General features: G+C 42.3%; 16 protein-coding genes and 1 pseudogene. 7 read left to right on the top strand and 10 right to left on the bottom strand.

The annotated features are described in order from the left end of the window. Both VLN09_RS04735 and VLN09_RS04730 read left to right on the top strand, forming a co-directional pair. Positions 1–838 (top strand): phosphopantothenoylcysteine decarboxylase (locus VLN09_RS04735; RefSeq protein WP_325244171.1); only part of this gene is annotated, 838 nt, incomplete at its 5' end. Positions 839–907: 69 nt separating this feature from the next. Further along, positions 908–1,684, top strand: coding sequence for a sulfite exporter TauE/SafE family protein (locus VLN09_RS04730; RefSeq protein WP_325244179.1), 777 nt, complete (start codon positions 908–910; stop codon positions 1,682–1,684). Between the two features lie 30 nt (positions 1,685–1,714). On the opposite strand, the gene VLN09_RS04725 is transcribed toward VLN09_RS04730, so the two are convergent. The 3 genes from VLN09_RS04725 to VLN09_RS04715 form a co-directional block, all read right to left on the bottom strand. After that, a complete protein-coding gene (locus VLN09_RS04725; protein WP_325244169.1) occupies positions 1,715–2,632 on the bottom strand; it encodes a histone deacetylase in 918 nt (305 codons plus the stop codon). 130 nt (positions 2,633–2,762) lie between these two features. Then, on the bottom strand, positions 2,763–3,647 hold the full coding sequence (locus VLN09_RS04720) for a YbjN domain-containing protein (protein WP_325244167.1): 885 nt from the start codon (positions 3,645–3,647) through the stop codon (positions 2,763–2,765). Positions 3,648–3,721: 74 nt separating this feature from the next. After that, positions 3,722–4,759, bottom strand: coding sequence for a hypothetical protein (locus VLN09_RS04715; protein ID WP_325244165.1), 1,038 nt, complete (start codon positions 4,757–4,759; stop codon positions 3,722–3,724). 131 nt (positions 4,760–4,890) lie between these two features. Here VLN09_RS04715 and ccmA point away from each other — a divergent pair, with 131 nt between their 5' ends. The 5 genes and pseudogenes from ccmA to ccmE all read left to right on the top strand — a co-directional run bounded on the left by ccmA (position 4,891) and on the right by ccmE (position 8,323). Beyond that, positions 4,891–5,520, top strand: coding sequence for a heme ABC exporter ATP-binding protein CcmA (ccmA, locus tag VLN09_RS04710; protein WP_325244163.1), 630 nt, complete (start codon positions 4,891–4,893; stop codon positions 5,518–5,520). 109 nt (positions 5,521–5,629) lie between these two features. Further along, a complete protein-coding gene (locus VLN09_RS04705) occupies positions 5,630–6,304 on the top strand; it encodes a heme exporter protein CcmB (RefSeq protein WP_325244177.1) in 675 nt (224 codons plus the stop codon). A gap of 212 nt (positions 6,305–6,516) precedes the next feature. Beyond that, positions 6,517–7,305 (top strand): annotated as a pseudogene (gene ccmC, locus VLN09_RS04700) (heme ABC transporter permease CcmC). Between the two features lie 44 nt (positions 7,306–7,349). Further along, positions 7,350–7,571, top strand: a complete 222-nt coding sequence (gene ccmD / locus VLN09_RS04695; protein ID WP_325244175.1) for a heme exporter protein CcmD — start codon at positions 7,350–7,352, stop codon at positions 7,569–7,571. Positions 7,572–7,822: 251 nt separating this feature from the next. Then, positions 7,823–8,323 (top strand): cytochrome c maturation protein CcmE, encoded by a 501-nt coding sequence (ccmE, locus tag VLN09_RS04690; RefSeq protein WP_325244161.1) that lies wholly within the window; start codon positions 7,823–7,825, stop codon positions 8,321–8,323. An 84-nt stretch (positions 8,324–8,407) separates the two neighbouring features. Here the strand turns inward: ccmE and VLN09_RS04685 are convergent, their stop codons facing one another. The 7 genes from VLN09_RS04685 to VLN09_RS04655 form a co-directional block, all read right to left on the bottom strand. Continuing rightward, positions 8,408–9,256, bottom strand: a complete 849-nt coding sequence (locus VLN09_RS04685; RefSeq protein ID WP_325244159.1) for an aldo/keto reductase — start codon at positions 9,254–9,256, stop codon at positions 8,408–8,410. Between the two features lie 300 nt (positions 9,257–9,556). Further along, positions 9,557–10,510 (bottom strand): MetQ/NlpA family ABC transporter substrate-binding protein, encoded by a 954-nt coding sequence (locus tag VLN09_RS04680; RefSeq protein WP_325244157.1) that lies wholly within the window; start codon positions 10,508–10,510, stop codon positions 9,557–9,559. A 265-nt stretch (positions 10,511–10,775) separates the two neighbouring features. Then, the gene (locus VLN09_RS04675; protein ID WP_325244155.1) at positions 10,776–11,462 is read right to left on the bottom strand and encodes a methionine ABC transporter permease; all 687 of its coding nucleotides are present in this window, start codon (positions 11,460–11,462) and stop codon (positions 10,776–10,778) included. 19 nt (positions 11,463–11,481) lie between these two features. Continuing rightward, positions 11,482–12,252, bottom strand: coding sequence for a methionine ABC transporter ATP-binding protein (locus tag VLN09_RS04670; RefSeq protein WP_325244153.1), 771 nt, complete (start codon positions 12,250–12,252; stop codon positions 11,482–11,484). 322 nt (positions 12,253–12,574) lie between these two features. Continuing rightward, the gene (locus tag VLN09_RS04665; protein WP_325244173.1) at positions 12,575–14,689 is read right to left on the bottom strand and encodes a sensor histidine kinase; all 2,115 of its coding nucleotides are present in this window, start codon (positions 14,687–14,689) and stop codon (positions 12,575–12,577) included. A gap of 221 nt (positions 14,690–14,910) precedes the next feature. Further along, positions 14,911–15,633, bottom strand: coding sequence for a response regulator transcription factor (locus VLN09_RS04660; protein ID WP_325244151.1), 723 nt, complete (start codon positions 15,631–15,633; stop codon positions 14,911–14,913). A 251-nt stretch (positions 15,634–15,884) separates the two neighbouring features. Beyond that, positions 15,885–17,063: an HlyD family efflux transporter periplasmic adaptor subunit gene (locus VLN09_RS04655; RefSeq protein WP_325244149.1), complete on the bottom strand. Its 1,179-nt coding sequence runs from the start codon at positions 17,061–17,063 to the stop codon at positions 15,885–15,887. Positions 17,064–17,188 lie beyond the last annotated feature (125 nt).

Here is a 17,188-nt window from a genome sequence, read left to right as displayed (position 1 = left end):
GATGCAAACCACACCGCAACTCTTGGCAGGCAAGAGAGTTGTGATTACTGCAGGACCGACGGTAGAAGCTATCGATCCGGTGCGTTATTTATCCAATCATTCTACGGGAAAAATGGGTTTTGCATTAGCTCGTGCCTGTGTAGCTGCTGGTGCGAATGTTATTTTGATTACTGGCGGTAAAGTTGCTCTGCCAACACCGCTGAATGTCACGCGTATTGATGTACTATCAGCCAAAGAGATGCTGATGGTCGCGCAGCAATGTGTGGAAGGTACGCATCATGCGCTACAGTATATGCTTGAAGAGGAACATGACCATTCTCATGAACACAGCCATGAACATGCTCATCAGCATGGAGACTGTGATTGCGGTGAAGCGCATGTTCATGCTGATAATATCAATGATGGCAGCGTGAAGGTGGCTGATATCTTTATTGCCACTGCTGCTGTTGCTGATTATCGCACTGAAGAAGCTGCGCCGCAAAAAATCAAAAAAACTCAAGAGGCGATGACGCTGAGCTTGGTCAAAAATCCTGATATCTTAGCGACGATTTCGCTTGCTCACCCTGAATTGTTTGTCGTTGGTTTTGCGGCAGAAACGCAAGATGTCGAACGTTATGCTCGCGGTAAGCTAATATCCAAAGATTTAGACTTAATAGCTTGTAATGATGTCTCACGCGCAGACATTGGTTTTGCCAGTGATGACAATGCGATGGAGGTATTTTTCTCAGAGCATTATGAGCACGATAGCATCACACTTGATAAGGCGAGTAAGGATAAAATTGCCGAGCAATTAACCACCATTATTGGTGAGGCGATTTGGCAACGTTATAATGGCTAACGGTATATTTATAGATAATGATGTGCTTCGCGATATGACACCTTGAATGGTGTGACTGTGATTACAGATATGATGGATAGCGATGATACTCAGACGTTATTGCTGATTGCAATCTTTGCGCTGGCATCATTGCTACATGGCATTAGTGGCTTAGGGGTGACATTAGTGACCACTACTGCGCTTGCCAGTATGTACCCGTTACCCCATGCTATTGTGCTGGTTATTTTTCCATCATTATTACTCAATGCCATGACTTGGCTGGTAGGTGGCGGGCGCACGATTTGGCAAAATCTCATTTATTATGGTGGGCGTTATTGGCTACTGGCGTTAACCAGTCTGCTCGGTAGTCTGTTAGGCGCTAAGTTATTATTATGGGTGGATAGCGCTTATATCTTATTGGTATTGGCAGCTGTGATTGGCTTTTATGTCATCAGTAGCTTGCTCGGCAAGCAAATTCGTCTACCCAATACCAAGCCTGTGCTAATTATTGTTGGACTTAGTGCTGGCATCATTGGTGGAGCAACCAACGCGATGTCGACGATTTTGATGATGTACTTGTTGTCTGCAAGTGATGATAAAAATACCATCGCCAAAGTCGGTAACATGTGCTATTTCTTGGGTAAAATTGCCCAAATCATTGTATTGCGTGAGCCTATCATGGCGCTGAGCAGTGGTGAATGGCAGCTGATTGTTTTACTGAGTATATTGTCTATAGCAGCGCTTTTAGTAGGCATCCGCTTGCGTCGTTATCTACCACAAGCACGCTTTCGTCAGCTGATTTTAGTAATTCTCACGGTACTTGGTATACGTATATGCTGGCAAGGGATTATGTCGTTTATGACTTAGCAGCAGCGAGAGTAGTATTGATGCTAAATTTTAGTCAGTCGCCTCATCAAAGAATATCTGCTGCGCCAGCCGAAAGGTATTGCAGTGCGCTTCAACCACATCGTTGATGTCTTCTGAATAACCGCCACCCATGACGATAGCGATTGGAATATTGGCGGTTTTGGCTTGGCGTAGGACATATTCATCACGCGCCTTGCAGCCTTCTATTGTTAATCCAAGCTTACCCAATTTATCAGTTGCCAATATATCGACAGCGGATTGATAAAAAATCATATCCGGTGCGAAATCTGCGATTAGTCTTGGTAGGGTCTGCGCTAAAATCTGTAAATATTCAGTATCACCGGTATCATTATCAAGCTCAATATCTAAGTCTGACACTTGCTTGCGAAATGGATAGTTCTTTGCACCATGCATACTAAAGACAAAAACGCGCGGCTCGTCTGCCATGATGCTGGCATTACCATTGCCTTGATGGACATCCAAATCAACGACCAGAATCTTCTGCGCTTGTCCACGATTGAGTAATAAGTTGCTCGCGACACAGACATCATTAAAAACGCAAAATCCCTCACCATGACCAGCAAAGGCATGATGTGTACCACCAGCGACATTCATTGATACGCCGTATTGCTGCGCAAAAAGAGCACATTCATAAGTGGCGTGAGCAATATAGCGACCACGCTCTACCAGCTCAGCTGTCATCTCAAAACCGATGACTCGTGCTTCTTTTCGGGGCAGGGTTTGGGTCTTTAGCTGATACCAGTAGTCAGCAGTGTGCGTCGTTAAAATCTCATCTTCACTTAAGCGTGCCGGCGCAAAAAAATTATCTGGCTTGATAGTCCCTTCTGCCAATAGGCGCTCAGGAATCATGGTGTATTTTTGCATCGGAAAACGGTGTTTTTCTGGTACTGAATAACGAAAAACATCAGAGTAGGCAATTTTTAGCATAATATTTTTAACATCGAATTGTTGTTTTTCTAAAGAATTGGTTGTTGAATGAGGTGTTTTAAAACTGTCGCCTTAGACGCTTGTTTTCTAACACGTTAAACGCAGGGTAGTTATTAATAGTAGCGCCTTCTTACTGCACAAACTGAGTGGGCAAAAAGAAGGTTCTGGAGTCTGCTTGTTGGCGTAGCTGTAAGAGTAGATCGGGTAATTCTTCAGCAGGGTATTGGTTATTGACCAAATCACTAAATATCTCATGAGCGACTGTGGTCATCGCAATGATACTTTGCAATAAATGCTCAAGTATATCGTCATCAAGACCGACCGCTTCGATATCAATGGCATTTTTATAGCGTATTTCGCCATCATCGACATCCATCTCTAAATTGCCAATCATCATGTCGTAGTTAATTTGAGTAATCAATAACATAGCGGCACTTTGATGACTTTCTGGTATCAGAAATGGCAAGATACCATAGACTGCCAGCAGTTTGGTTTTTTCTTGTACCCGAAATAGATAACCACAATCGAGCTGCTTATTGCGCATTCTTAAAGACAAATAGTGTGATTTTTGGCTGTCTCTTATCTTAGGTTGATAATGATTATAGTGCCACTCTTTATCGTCAAAGTATTGTTTTAGATAATCAACAATGGGCGTACCGCTTTCTTTATTTTGTTTTGTAATACTGTCGAAACCCTTATTCTTAGCAGTGCCTATATCAGCCTCCACAGGCTTATTCATAACATCGCTGTTATCGGCAACATTTTCGTCTGCGCTAGACGCATTTTTAGCGCTGACAGTGCTGTTAGTATTGTCAGGGTCAGTATTTCTGTTATCAATATTGACATTATCAGTTGCTACTTGCGACGCAATCACCTGACTATCAATCTCATTATGAAAGTCAGAGATTGGCAAATCCTTAGACGCTTTAATTTTATCAATAACAGAGCGCACAGTGGATGTGGTTAGCAGCTGCTTCATTTTTTTCCATAAGCTAAATTTAGTATGTTGACTCATAAATAGTCTGCTAACCAACAAATGAATAATAAGGATTAATAAGAAATACGGATAAACAAGCAGGCAAAAATAAATTACTGCTCGTTAAAACCTAAACTGTCTTTGATATTGGGTTGGCTATAAAACTCTTGCAGTATTTCCCGCAGATGTGCTGTCAACCATTCGCTTTCAAGCGCATCATAGAGGATAGGTAGCAGGGTAATAGACAGTTGCATCATTGCTGCCTCGTCGATATTTAAGCTTTCTGCCACCTTTGCTATGGTGTCGGACTGATGATTGCGATACCAAGTGTCGACGCTCGCTGCTACAAGGCTGTGCAAATAAGGTGACATGCGCAAGCGGTTGTAACTCTGCTGAATACTGGCTTCAATATGATCGATGCTGCTATTGTCAGGCTCATCACGTAGGTAGGTTTGGATATGGCTAATCGGCTGCTCTTTAATCCGTGCCCAACCAGTGATCAATAATCGCGCGACTTCTTCATTGGATAAATGCTCTTGGGCATTGGCTTCTGCGCGATGCGCCAAATCTTTAATATTGCGATGCAGATACGTCTGTAATTTTTCATCAAGGTTTCTGTTGGTTGCCTTTTCAAATGAGCTGCGCCCAAGTTTCATCAGCTTACCAACACCGCCAGCTTTGTCTAGCGTATTTTCCATAAAATCGTTGATGGCGTGATATAGCGTTTGGGTCAACAAATCTGCAAACGTATCGTTGCCAACCAATGTATGAATCAAGATATTGCGCTGCTGTTTATGGCTGCCGACATAGTTCGCTAGCGTTTCAACTTGCGTATCATCGACAAGCTCTGATAACGGCACATTGTCATTGGCTGGATGATAAATAATGCTATGCAAGATATCGCGTACATCGGTGCGCATTACCTCGCTTAGTGGATGTTCTAGTAGCCAATCATTAAGCAGGCGTTGCAAATTATCGCTACTGATATATTTAGCCAATGGCTGTGCACCAAGCCACTGCCAAGCTTCCATGCTCAGCGGTTCAGCTTGCTTACGTAGCCAGTGCTGCATAAACGTAACTTGTGCATCAATTAAGCCGTCTATCGTTAGCACAAGCGTATTTGGGTTTTGAATATCTTTTGAAGTCTGCATAGGTTTTGAGGTCATAGTAATCGACAATTTGTTATACTGTGTGGTTATGGGGCATAAAGTATTATGCCACGAACATCGTCTTTGTTTGTGATGAATATTGACTGCGGCTCAATAAATAATGAGAGGTTGTAATGACGGCTTTGAATACCGCCTTACTTGCGCTTGATGAGCTGACGGTTCAGCGCGGTGAAACGCCTTTATGTGAGGGGGTTTCACTCAATTTGTCTGCAGGCAGTATTTGCCATTTGATTGGTGCCAATGGTACTGGTAAGACCACGTTACTCATGCAGCTGGCTGGATTATTGCCGGTGCTAACAGGTGAGACTTATTATCAAGGGGCAGTCAGTTTACCGATTCAGCCTTTGTATGTGTCGCATCAATTGGGCATTCATCCCAATCTCACCGTTGCCCAAAACCTCACCTTTTTGCTGAATTTATATGGTATCACACCAAGCGCTGCTGATATTGACGATGCCCTCAATTGGGTAGGGTTACAAGGATTTGAGACCATAAGCTCAAGTCATTTATCTGCGGGTCAAACAAGGCGAATTACCCTTGCGCGGTTATATTTACTGACGCCTGAAGTGACGCCATTATGGTTACTTGATGAGCCATTTACCGCGATTGATGTCGATATGGTTGCACGGATGGAAGACCGATTGCGAGATTTTGCCCATGAAGGTGGGGCGATATTAATGACCAGTCACCAAGCGGTCGGCGTTGCCAATCAAGTGCTCGATTTATCCGATTACATGGTATAAATACCACCAGTATCAGTGCGATAAGCATCAGTTGAAGAGCGTATAAATGATAGAAACAGACAGTTTATTACCAACCGTAAATACTAGCTTAAATACGCATATATCTGATATGCGCAGTATCAGTTTTATGCAGCTGTGGCGGCGTGAATGGCAGGTTAAGCAGCAAGGGGCTGTGCAGTGGTTGTATCCGTTGGTGCTGTTTTTGGTGATTATTACCTTGTTCCCGCTGGCAGTTGGGAGTGAGCCTGCACTATTACAACGCCTTGGCGTATCAGCGGTATGGATTGCTGCATTATTGTCATTGGTGATGGGCGTCGATGGTTTATTTAAACCTGCGCTTGATAATGGCACACTGGCACAATTGGTCGTCGCTAAAGCATCGCTGCCCTTATGGGTGCTGATTCGTTTGGTGATTCACTGGATTTTTAGTAGTGGTATTGTAGCGGCATTAAGTTTACTCGCCGTGCCTTTATTTCAGCTCAGCTGGTTTGAGGCGTGGATATTGATGGCCTCTATTGTCACTGGCAGTCCGATGCTTTTAATGTTGTCAGCGGTCGCTAGCAGTTTGACGTTATCATTGAAGAATGGTGCGGTGCTAGTGCCTTTGATTGCTTTGCCGATGCAGTTGCCGGTATTGATTTTTGCCACTGGTGCGGTTGATTTATTTGCCACTGGTCTTAACGGATTACCTATTTTGGCGTTGCTGTTAGCAGGTAGTATTATTTCAGTGTTGATAATGCCATGGGTGATTGCTATGACGTTAAAAATGTCGTGGTTGAATTAAAAGTTTGCACTGGCATGTTGTTCATTCTCTTATTAAAGCCTTTTATATTAACAACATGATGAAAACAGGCAACTTTGCTATAATAGTTTATTAAACAAACACTCACTCACGTGTAGATTCTATCCAGCGTTTAACGCCAGCGGGTTAGCAGGTAATTGTATGAATCAGGCGTTTTACTCGATAATCACCAGCTGCACAATAGGTTTATATCCATGCCCAACCTAAATAATGTTTCTTCTCCTAGCCTGTGGCAACGTATCTGGCAAGTTTTCTTGACCACGGTGGGTACTAAGGAGTTCTTTCGTATCTTCTCGCCTTGGGTCAAGTGGCTGGCGATATTAGCCAGTCTTTTCTTGCTCATCGGCAGTATTTGGGGGCTGGCTTTTGCGCCGCCTGATTATCTGCAAGGCAATAGTTATCGTATTATCTTTATCCATGTACCAGCAGCAAGCCTTGCTATTTCAATCTATTTTTCCTTAGCTGTACTTGGGGTGATTTATCTAGTCTGGAAAATTAAGACAGCAAGTCTTGTTGCGCAGGCACTTGCCCCTCTAGGATTTTTATTGTGCGTGATTAGTTTATTGACGGGGTCTATTTGGGCAAAACCCACGTGGGGTACTTAGTGGGTTTGGGATGCGCGGCTGACGTCTATGCTGATTTTGGCATTTTTATATGCAGGTGTGATGGCATTGTTTGCCGCCTTCGAGCACACTGCTAACCGCGGTAAAGCGGCGGCTATTTTGTCTATCGTTGGCGCAGTGAACTTGCCGATTATTAAGTATTCAGTGCAGTGGTGGAATACCTTGCATCAAGGCTCGACCTTTACGTTGACCGCTGCACCTAAGATGTCAGCAGATATGTGGCTACCATTATTATTGATGATTATCGGTAGTTATTTACTGGTTGCGACTTTAGCGATTTACCGTACCAATACGCTAATATTGCATCGTGACCAAGGTAAAGCGTGGGTGAAAGAATACATTCGCGGACAAGCCAAATGACTGTAATGACTGTCGACCAACCAAATAACGGCTAGGAAAATATGATGCAGCCTTACTTTTATAGTTTTTCTGAGTTTATTGCCATGGGCAAGCATGGCGTTTTTGTCTGGTCATGCTGGGCGATTACCGTTGGTATGATGCTGGCTTTTGTATTTTATAGCCGTCGTCAAAGACAAGCCCTTATCAAGCAGCTGGCAATTCAGCAAGCCCGCCAGGCACAGCGCACGACCAAAACGCCCACACCGGTGACTAAAAGCACTCACTAGAAGTCATTTTATATCATACTTTTGCTATCTAGATTTGACGTATAGCGCTGATACATAAGTGAGCTGATGAAGGGTCTTAATAAAGAGTGCTAAGCTTATTGAGTTATATATAAAATGCTACCATATAGCTATTAGAAGAGTACGATTAGAAAGACATTTTTAGAACGTTTTTCTAATGGTAGTTTCTTTAATATTTTCTGTTTTATAGATGGATAGTATCTAAAACAGTGACTCATCAATGAGGTAGTAGTATGAACGCAGTTCGTCGTAAAAAACTGATGTGGGTTATGTTTACGCTTGCAGGGGCAGCGATAGCCGTGGTGTTGGTAATTTATGCTATAGGACAACAGACTGACTACTACTTTGACGCGACCGCCATTGCGCAAGGTGAAGCACCACAAGACAAACGTATTCGTGCAGGTGGTATGGTCGTAGCAGGTAGTGTACAGCGTGCGCCAAACGACCCTTTGAGCGTTGAATTTGCTATCACAGACTTTCAATCGACCGTACCAGTCACTTATCAAGGTATCTTGCCAGACTTGTTCGCTGAGAATTCAGGTGTTGTCGCGACTGGTAAAATGCAAGGCGATACTTTTGTAGCGGGTGAAGTATTGGCAAAACATGATGAAAACTATATGCCGCCAGAAGTTGCAAAATCGATGAAAGAAAACAATCGTAATGGTGCGGTACCGCCTTCTGAACAATATAATCCTGCTGAAAAGCTTCATGAGACTAAAACACTGCAGCAGTAATAATGGTCAGTATTTAAAATATAAAAAAGCCAGTGATTAGAACTCACTGGCTTTTTTATGCAATTTCATAATAGTCTAGTCGATTTAATCATCCCATTCTGGTGAATAATCTGGATGCTTAATTTTACGACCATCAGCACGCGCTAAGCTACTTATTTTCTCAATTTCGTCAGCACTCAACTGCACATCGATGGCATCTAAATTACCTTGTAGATGATCAGGATTAGACGTCTTTGGAATCGCAATACGATGCTTGTCTGATAAAATCCAAGCTAATGATATTTGTGCTGGCGTAACCTTATGGTGATTAGCAATCTCTTTGATAATATGGTTATCAAAAACATCCCCGCGTGCTAGTGGCGAGTAAGCTTCCAATAAAATATGATGATTGTGCAAAAAGGTTTGCAAGGTGTTTTGTTTAATAAAGGGGTGAAACTCGACTTGGTTCACTACAATCGGCACGTCAGCATATCGCTTGGCTTCAATGATATTGGCGATGTTAAAGTTAGAGACGCCGATATTGCGAGTCAGCCCCTGTTTTTGCAGCTCGCATAACGCAGGAATAGTCTCTGATAACGGTACACGTTCATCAGGCCAGTGTAACAGCAATAAATCAACATAATCTGTATCTAGATTTTCCAATGAGCGCTTAGCAGCGGCGACGAGCTTTTCTGGTTCAAACTTCATATCATCAGGAAATATTTTGGTGGTCAAGAAGAACTTGTCGCGAGCCACGCCTGATTGTTTGATACCTTGACCAACTTCTTTCTCATTGCCGTAAGCTTGCGCCGTATCGATATGCTCATAGCCCATTTCTAACGCTTGGCTGACGACATCGACACAGTCTTGCCCCGTCGATTGCCAAGTACCTAGCCCGAGCACGGGAATATTGGCTTGTCCAGCAGTGCGGATATTATAATTTTTAGCACGCATATTATTGTCCTTGTTATTGATATGTGTATTGATAATAGAGGGTGAAGTAAGCAATAAGATGCTCGCTATCTCTATTAAGTGTATCCACTATAGGCAAAAGCAGTGGTAAGTGAAAGGGTAGCTGACGCTTTCCTACAAAGGACAAACAGGCTGTAACGTCATTTCAATTATTTCTTGCCTATCATTACTAAAGTACAGACCAGAAAAAGCCCATTATTTATGAATAATGGGCTTTTTCTTATTACTCAAAACGAATCATTTAAATAGATGAGTCGTATTAAATCTATTAACTAGTAATGACTATTTAGCAGCAGCTTCTACAGGTGTGGTACTTGCAGTGTCAGCGCCCCAGATTTTTGGATATTTGTAGCCAGGGAAGCTGTCATGAGCATACTTTTTAAAGGCATCTGAGTTATAAGCGTTGGTCACGTCTTTTACCCATTTTTTATCTTTATCAGCAGTTTTGATAGCAGACCAGTTCACATAAGCAAAGCTTGGCTCTTGGAATAGTGCTTCAGTTAACTTGATACCAGAATCTGTAGCATAGTTACCATTGATGATGGCAAAATCTACTTCATCACGAGCACGTGGTAACTGTGCCGCTTCTAGCTCAACAATTTTGATGTCGTATTTGCTGTTGTCAGCGATATCAGCTTTTGAAGCAGTCAATGGATCGATATTGTCTTTTAGCGTAATCCAGCCAAGCTCATTCATCATGACTAATGCGCGAGCAAAGTTACTTGGGTCATTGGGTGCAGAGACGCTCATGCCCTTATAAACTTCTTCGATTTTGGTTTTTTTACCTGCATAAATACCTAGTGGGGCAGTAGGAACTTGAAAAACTTCGACCAAATCAAGGTTGTTTTCTTTTTTGAAGGTGTCTAGATAAGGCTTATGTTGGAAGATGTTGATGTCTAAGTCGCCATCTGCTAATGCAACGTTTGGACGAACATAATCGGTAAATGTTACCAGCTCAACTTCATAACCTTGTGCCTCTAGCGAACCCTTTACTTGGTTACGAACCATATCAGCGAAGTCGCCTTCGGTCGTACCGATGATGATTTTGGTATGTTCAGGGTCGATATCACTGGTCGTAGTAGCCTCTGTATTTGTAGTTTCAGTAGCGCCTTCAGTGACTGGCTCTTGAGTGGCTTCTGGTGCTGATGAGTTGTTGCAACCGACCAATACGAGACCTGATACGCCAACAGCCGCAAATGCAGTTGCTACTTGACGGCTGATATCTGTTAATTTCATGGAACTTCCTTAATAAGGGTAGAGATAAAAGGATAAAATACTGGGATCAAAACAGGATTAAAAAAACTGCATTAAAAAAGCAACATTATGAATAGTAATGCTGCTAAGTTAACGAGTGTTAAGATAGTATCAAAATTAAAGGGAATCAGTTATAAAGTCAAGCATTTGCTTAGGATGAATCAGTATTACACCATGTGTATTATTCATATTGGACATTAGCTGATGGGTAATAGCGGCTATTAATGAGCCATACGATGAATCGTTTTTAGCGCTTATCCAATCGGTTTGCGATCCAATTACCTAAGGCTTGAATACCAATAACCATGATGGATAGCATAATGACGATGAATACCATCACTTCAGTTTGATAGCGGTAATAACCGTAGCGAATCGCCAAGTCACCCAAACCGCCGCCGCCAATCATACCAGCGGCTGCTGAAAAGGACAGCAAACTGATACAAAGGATGGTCACAGACAAGACCAAGCCAGAACGAGCCTCGTTTAGTAATACTTTGATAATCGTAAAAGGTCTTGCGCCCATCGATTCGGTCGCTTCAATAATACCACGCGGTACTTCACGTAAGTTTTGCTCAACCAAACGTGCAAAGTAAAATGAGCCGGCAATCGCAAGCACTAATGAGGCGGCGATAGGACCAATACCTGTACCGACGATGGCTTTGGTAAAGGGGCTCATTGCAACCATCAAAATCACAAACGGGAAGGCACGCATAAAGTTGGTGATGCCACCAAGTACAGCATAGAACGTTTTATTCTGCAAAAACTGCCGATCACTGGATAAAAATAAGAAGACGCCAAACAGACCGCCGATAAGAATGGCTACTGTGGTTGAGATACCCAGCATAATAAAAGTATCTAAAAACGCCTGCCAAATCTCTTTACGCAGCACAAGCAGCTTGTCTATCGAGGCGGATAATTCTGCACCGGTTATCATGTTTATCTCTCCTGCCTCATTAGTCTTCGTGGACTAAGCCTTTGCCAATTGGGGTGGTGGCCTGAATGAGACCGTCGCGGATGTCTGCGACTTCGAGTAATTGTCCTTGATGTAACAAGGCTGCGCGGTCACATAGTCTGCGAATGACGCTCATCTCATGCGTTACAATGACGATAGTGACCCCAAGCTGCTCATTGATATCACGTAAGCAAGTCAACAAACTGCGCGTAGTGGCAGGGTCAAGCGCACTAGTCGGCTCATCAGCAAGGAGCACTTTTGGGCTTGGCGCAATCGCACGGGCGATACCAACACGCTGTTTTTGTCCGCCTGACAACTGCGCAGGATAGTGACTAGCGCGGTCGGTTAAATCAACGATGTCTAGACAATCCATGACACGCTTATGAATATCAGCGCGAGGGTAGCCTGCAACTGTTAAGTTAAAGGCAACATTGTCAAAGACTGTGCGGTTGGACATCAAGTTAAATTGCTGAAAAATCATACCGATATTGTGACGGGCAATACGCAAATCACTGGCAGACAAAGAAGTCAGGTCTGTACCATCAATAATCACTTGACCTGAATCGGGACGTTCAAGCAAATTAATCAGACGTAAAAGTGTTGATTTACCTGCACCTGAATAGCCCATCAAGCCAAAAATCTCGCCTTGCTTGACGCTCAATGACGTCGGCTCAACAGCAGTAAACCAATGTGGCTTGCCGTCTTTATCTTTTATAGACCGGTCACTCAAAAAACTCTTGGTCACATCGTTTAAGACAATCATGTCACTCATGGAAGGCTCAAAATTTAATAAATGTTTTAGTGGTTATCAAATGTTGGTGTTTCTTTAGCTGCCTAACAGCTGAGTTAAAAACCACATTTAGTAACCCCATAATAAGGGGCGCTAATATAGCATATTATGCAAGGTTTTGGATACGGGCATTGGCGATTGACTTCCAACTCAGCTTAGTCAATATAAAGATATGCAGCATAAGATAGGGAGAGCATTACTCGGATACATTTTCTCGCCTATTATATGCTGTGCGCGGCAAAGGCTTTTAGATCTTAACCTAGTCGCACTGCTTCAAATCTCTATATTATATAAGTGAATAAAATCAGTCACGATTGTCATGATGATAATGAAGATCGAGTTTGACAGGTAACACCACCAAAAATCGTGTATGACCATTGATGGTATCGGTGGTGATTCGTCCTTGATGGGCAGTGACAATTTGTGAAACCAATGATAAACCAAGCCCTGAGCCTTTGTTTTTTTGCTGTAAGCGCACAAACGGACTGAATACTTCTTCACGTTTGTTTTCAGGAATACCGTCACCTTCATCAATCACTGCCAACACCACATATTTGGGCAGGGGACGTGTTGGTTCCGGTTTGGCTCTTTTGAGATGTTTGCTAAATAGGCTTTCTTTACGAGTAGTATTTGAGTTTTCAGTACTTTCTTTGTGGTTGTCTTTACTGTCCTCTTTAAGACTGTTTTTAGTGCTTTGCTTTATGCTGCCATTACCATGCTCTGGAGTATTGTTAATAGTATTGTCATCAAGGGCATTTTCAATAGATGGGTCATTATTTTCTGGCACTTTTGGCTTCTCAGGTACCACACGCCACATGACCTTTTTTAGTTTATCGGTTAAATCTGAGGTAAAACTTTGATAATTAGCAAACAGTGAAGACTGACTTACTATTTCAAGCGTATCACTTGTATCAGCAGGTTCTAATAGATTTAAATCGTTAATATTGTCATTGTCGTGGTCTGTAACATGCTCAGCATCATCAGTGCTAACATCCGCATCTATCTCTACGTTTTCACCATTTCTAAAAATAGGCGGTGCAGGTAATACTGTAACAGTATCATTATTATCTACTTTTGGCTTTGAATGAGCTAGGCTGCTAGGGTCGTCAAGCTCTAATGAATCCTTGTTCTTATACATATGATATTCAAGCTGATGTATATCTTGAGAGATATTCTCATAAGAATCAAAATCTGAGTTGTTATAGTCTGCAAAACCACTACATAATACTGTCTGCAGTAAAAAATCTGGGATGTTTTCAGCTTCCTCCAGTGTTTGCACGCCGTACAGCAGTACAGTGACCGGTGGTTTGCCGTGTAGCATGGCGTTGGTTAATAGATTACGAATTAAATGCGTGAGCATCGATGACTGGCCATCAATCACGATATGCTCACCAATCAATGTCGCTTCAGGATAATGTTGGCGCTCTTGGTTCACCAAGTCATATAAATCTAAATGTTCAACCTGCTGTAAGGCATGACCGGCATCCAAGCGGCTTACCAACAAAATACTTTCGACTAAATCGTTAAGACCTGAGAGGTCACGATTAATGGCTTGAGCGCGCTTATCAAATTTGGCCTTAATATCACTTGGTAGTGCACTCGTCAGCATATCCATCATTTCAATTTGCAAACGAATGCGTGTGATAGGAGTACGCAGCTCATGCGATGCGTGTGCTAATAATAGATTATTGGCATCAATAAGGTGTTCTATCTTCTGTGCAGCTTGATTAAAGCCGCGTGCAAGCGAGGCGATTTCATCATTACCGCGCGCATTGACCCGTACGGTAAAGTCACCATCGCCAAGCTGAGCCATCTGTTGGCTCATCTGATTGATGCGCCAAGTAATAGTACGAGCAATCCACCAGAGTACACCTGCCATAATGATAAGCAATAATAGTGTACCGGTAAATAAATTAAGCGCAGCAGAAAGTACCGGCTTTTTAGGTGGTAAGCGTGATTCATATAATAGCGTATAGCCTGTGCTGCTATATACTTGTGCTTGCTTAGTTGGCGATGTTTCTGCAAAAGAAGGGAAAACGCGTGAAAATAAAGAAGGTGGGTCAGGAAGCTCTAGCGGCAAATCGCTATTGTCTGTCTGCATCAGTAGATGACCTTCACTATCATAGAGCCCCATTTTTGCTTGCAGTGATTCATCAAAGATATCAAAGCTTTTTTTGACCACCGCCAGCATAAAACGCGATTGTAAGCGATTTTCTTTACTAACCGCGATATTTAGCTCATTTAAAAAAGGGTCGATTTGTCCCAAGATTTGTGTCGCTAATACCTCTGAGCGAATGCCAGCATCTTTATCATGTACTAACTGCGTCAGCAATACCATTGCAACGGCAAATAAGATAAGCGCCAGCATAACACTAGCAAATAACTTGGCAAATACGGAACGAAAACCCAATTGCTGCATCAAATCATCTCTATTATCAAATGCTTCATTATTAGTTACTGATATCGTTAAGTCTAAATAGAAAAAACAGATTCATATCATTAGCACTATATTGTTTTTAAACTGAATCAACCATCTGGTTTATAGGAGTAAAAAAAAGGAGTCATCATATGTATGATACCCCTTTTAATGAACACTTTTAAATCCGTTCGACTGTTTATTTACTGACGGTACATTACAAACTACACTTGATCAGTGGCAAACTGATAGCCGACACCGCGTACCGTGATAATACGCTTTGGCTGACGTGGATTATCTTCAATTAAAGCGCGCAGGCGTGAGATATGCACGTCAATGGCACGATCAATATTGTCTGAGCTATCATCATTTGGCATGGCTTGCCACAGCTGCTCGCGATTCAATACTTTGCCAGAATGAGTGGCAAAATAGTGTAGCAATTGGAACTGATGCGTCGTCAAACGTACTGGCAGATCATCGATGGTGACTTCATGACTGTCAGGGAAAACGCTTAAACGACCGAAAGTTAAGCTATCAGACTGACTGTCCGCTTGGTTTGGCTGCTCATGGCGACGAATAACGGCACGAATACGAGCGAGCAGTTCACGCGGCTCAAAAGGTTTGGAAATATAATCATCGGCGCCCATCTCAAGACCCAATACACGGTCTGTGGTATCGCCTTTTGCCGTTAGCATAATAATCGGCACTTTATTGGTCATATTGTTTTTGTTGCCACGTATCTTTTGGCAAACCTGCATACCGTCCATATCAGGTAGCATCAGGTCGAGCACCACCAAATCAATATCACGCTCTTTGGTATCTAATACATCCAGACCTTCTTGTCCAAGTCCTGCATGATGAACGTCATAATAATTCATGGTCAGATAATCGCTGATTAACTCAGCCAAATCTGGATCATCTTCAATTAACAAAATCTGCTTACTCATATCGTTTCCTCTAGTTGTTGTTATAGGTTGTCTATATGCTGCTCTTTTTATCATTAAAAAAGAGGTGTCCGCCCTTAATTTTCAATTATTCCAAATGCTTGTAGCACAAACATCTAAAATACAAGTTATGCTTTCATACTATTCATAACTTTCATATTATTCATAATACGCTATATTGCCTAAACAGGATGTTATTAAACAAGGCGTGCTTTGTTAATGTTTCTACACAATGTAACTGTGTACCTTTATACCTAAGAAACCACCACTTTTTTACCCTTAGATTCAATAGGTAAGTTTGCAAGACAAATTAAGCTGTCATTACTAATGCCAGCGATTAAATACTGTTTGGTGAGTGGATAGTATTCGATGACCTCAACAGACTGGCGGGTCAAGCGCTGATCCTGTCCTATAATCCAAATATCAGCCCTCAAAGAACGTAAAGGTTTATAAGGTGGCACCTGTATTTGGGTTAAATTGACATTATGTAAAGCGTTTTTTGGTACAACCGTACCAACCTCTATCTGTCCGTAATCAACTCGACCAGTAACTTGCATGCCAGACGCTATCTGGTTGCGACTGACTTCATTATTAACGACGTTCACATAAACCAATAACTGTATGGGCTGTTTTATATTCTGTACTTTACTAACCTGACCGGTAAATTTATCGACCCTATCTTCAGCAGTAAAATTGACGGTCTGACCGACAGAGATTTGTGATTCAGCTTCAATAGGTAACGTTGAGACAAAATGCAATTGTTTCTCATCACTGAGCGTTAATAACGACGTTTGAGCATCTATCTCTTGTCCTACTTGTGCAGACAGATTTTTGACCCGTCCTGAAAAGCTGGCTCGCAGTGTTATCAAATTATTAGAAGGCGTTGACCTAGCTTTAGGAGCAGTCGCGTTAGATTTTCCATTCAGCGTCGATATCTGATTGGTATTAGCCGAATCGGTCACTTTATTATTACTAGAGTCTATCGTATTTAGGCTAATATCTGTTTCATAACTGTCAGATTTATCTGGGCTTATCACTTTATTTGATGGTGCCTGACGTCGAACGATGAGAAGAGGCGTACCTTTTTTTACCCATTGATTTTCACTTACCAATACTTGCTCCACTTTCAGGGGTTGCGCTGCGATAAGGTTGATTTGCTTGATAGGCTCAATACGACCTTGTAAGCCAAGGCTTGGCTGATAACGGGTGGGCTTGATACTCAAAATATGATCGGGCGTGATGGTGACACTATCCGCACTAATTAGCGGTATATCAACCGCTTCATTATTTTCACTGCTCACTGCTTCGGTAGGAGAGGTTGGCTGACAGGCGATAAGAAGTATGGCGCTCAATAGATAGCCGCTTTTTTTTAATGGTGTAGCCTGTAGGAATATAAAACGCATAAAATACAGCGCGTGTATAGGAAATCTCATACCAATCACCATCATCAACGACTTTTTATTATATAGGGAATTGAGGGTAGGTGGAATAATTACGCCATATTTACTCAGCGGTTTCTCAGTGAGAAAGGCAGCAGTTCACCATGCTAGGCTATATA

Origin of the sequence: Psychrobacter sp., from assembly GCF_035469765.1 — a bacterium.
Lineage (GTDB): Bacteria > Pseudomonadota > Gammaproteobacteria > Pseudomonadales > Moraxellaceae > Psychrobacter.
Note: the sequence above shows the minus strand (reverse complement) of the source record. Positions and strands in the feature narration are given on the sequence as shown.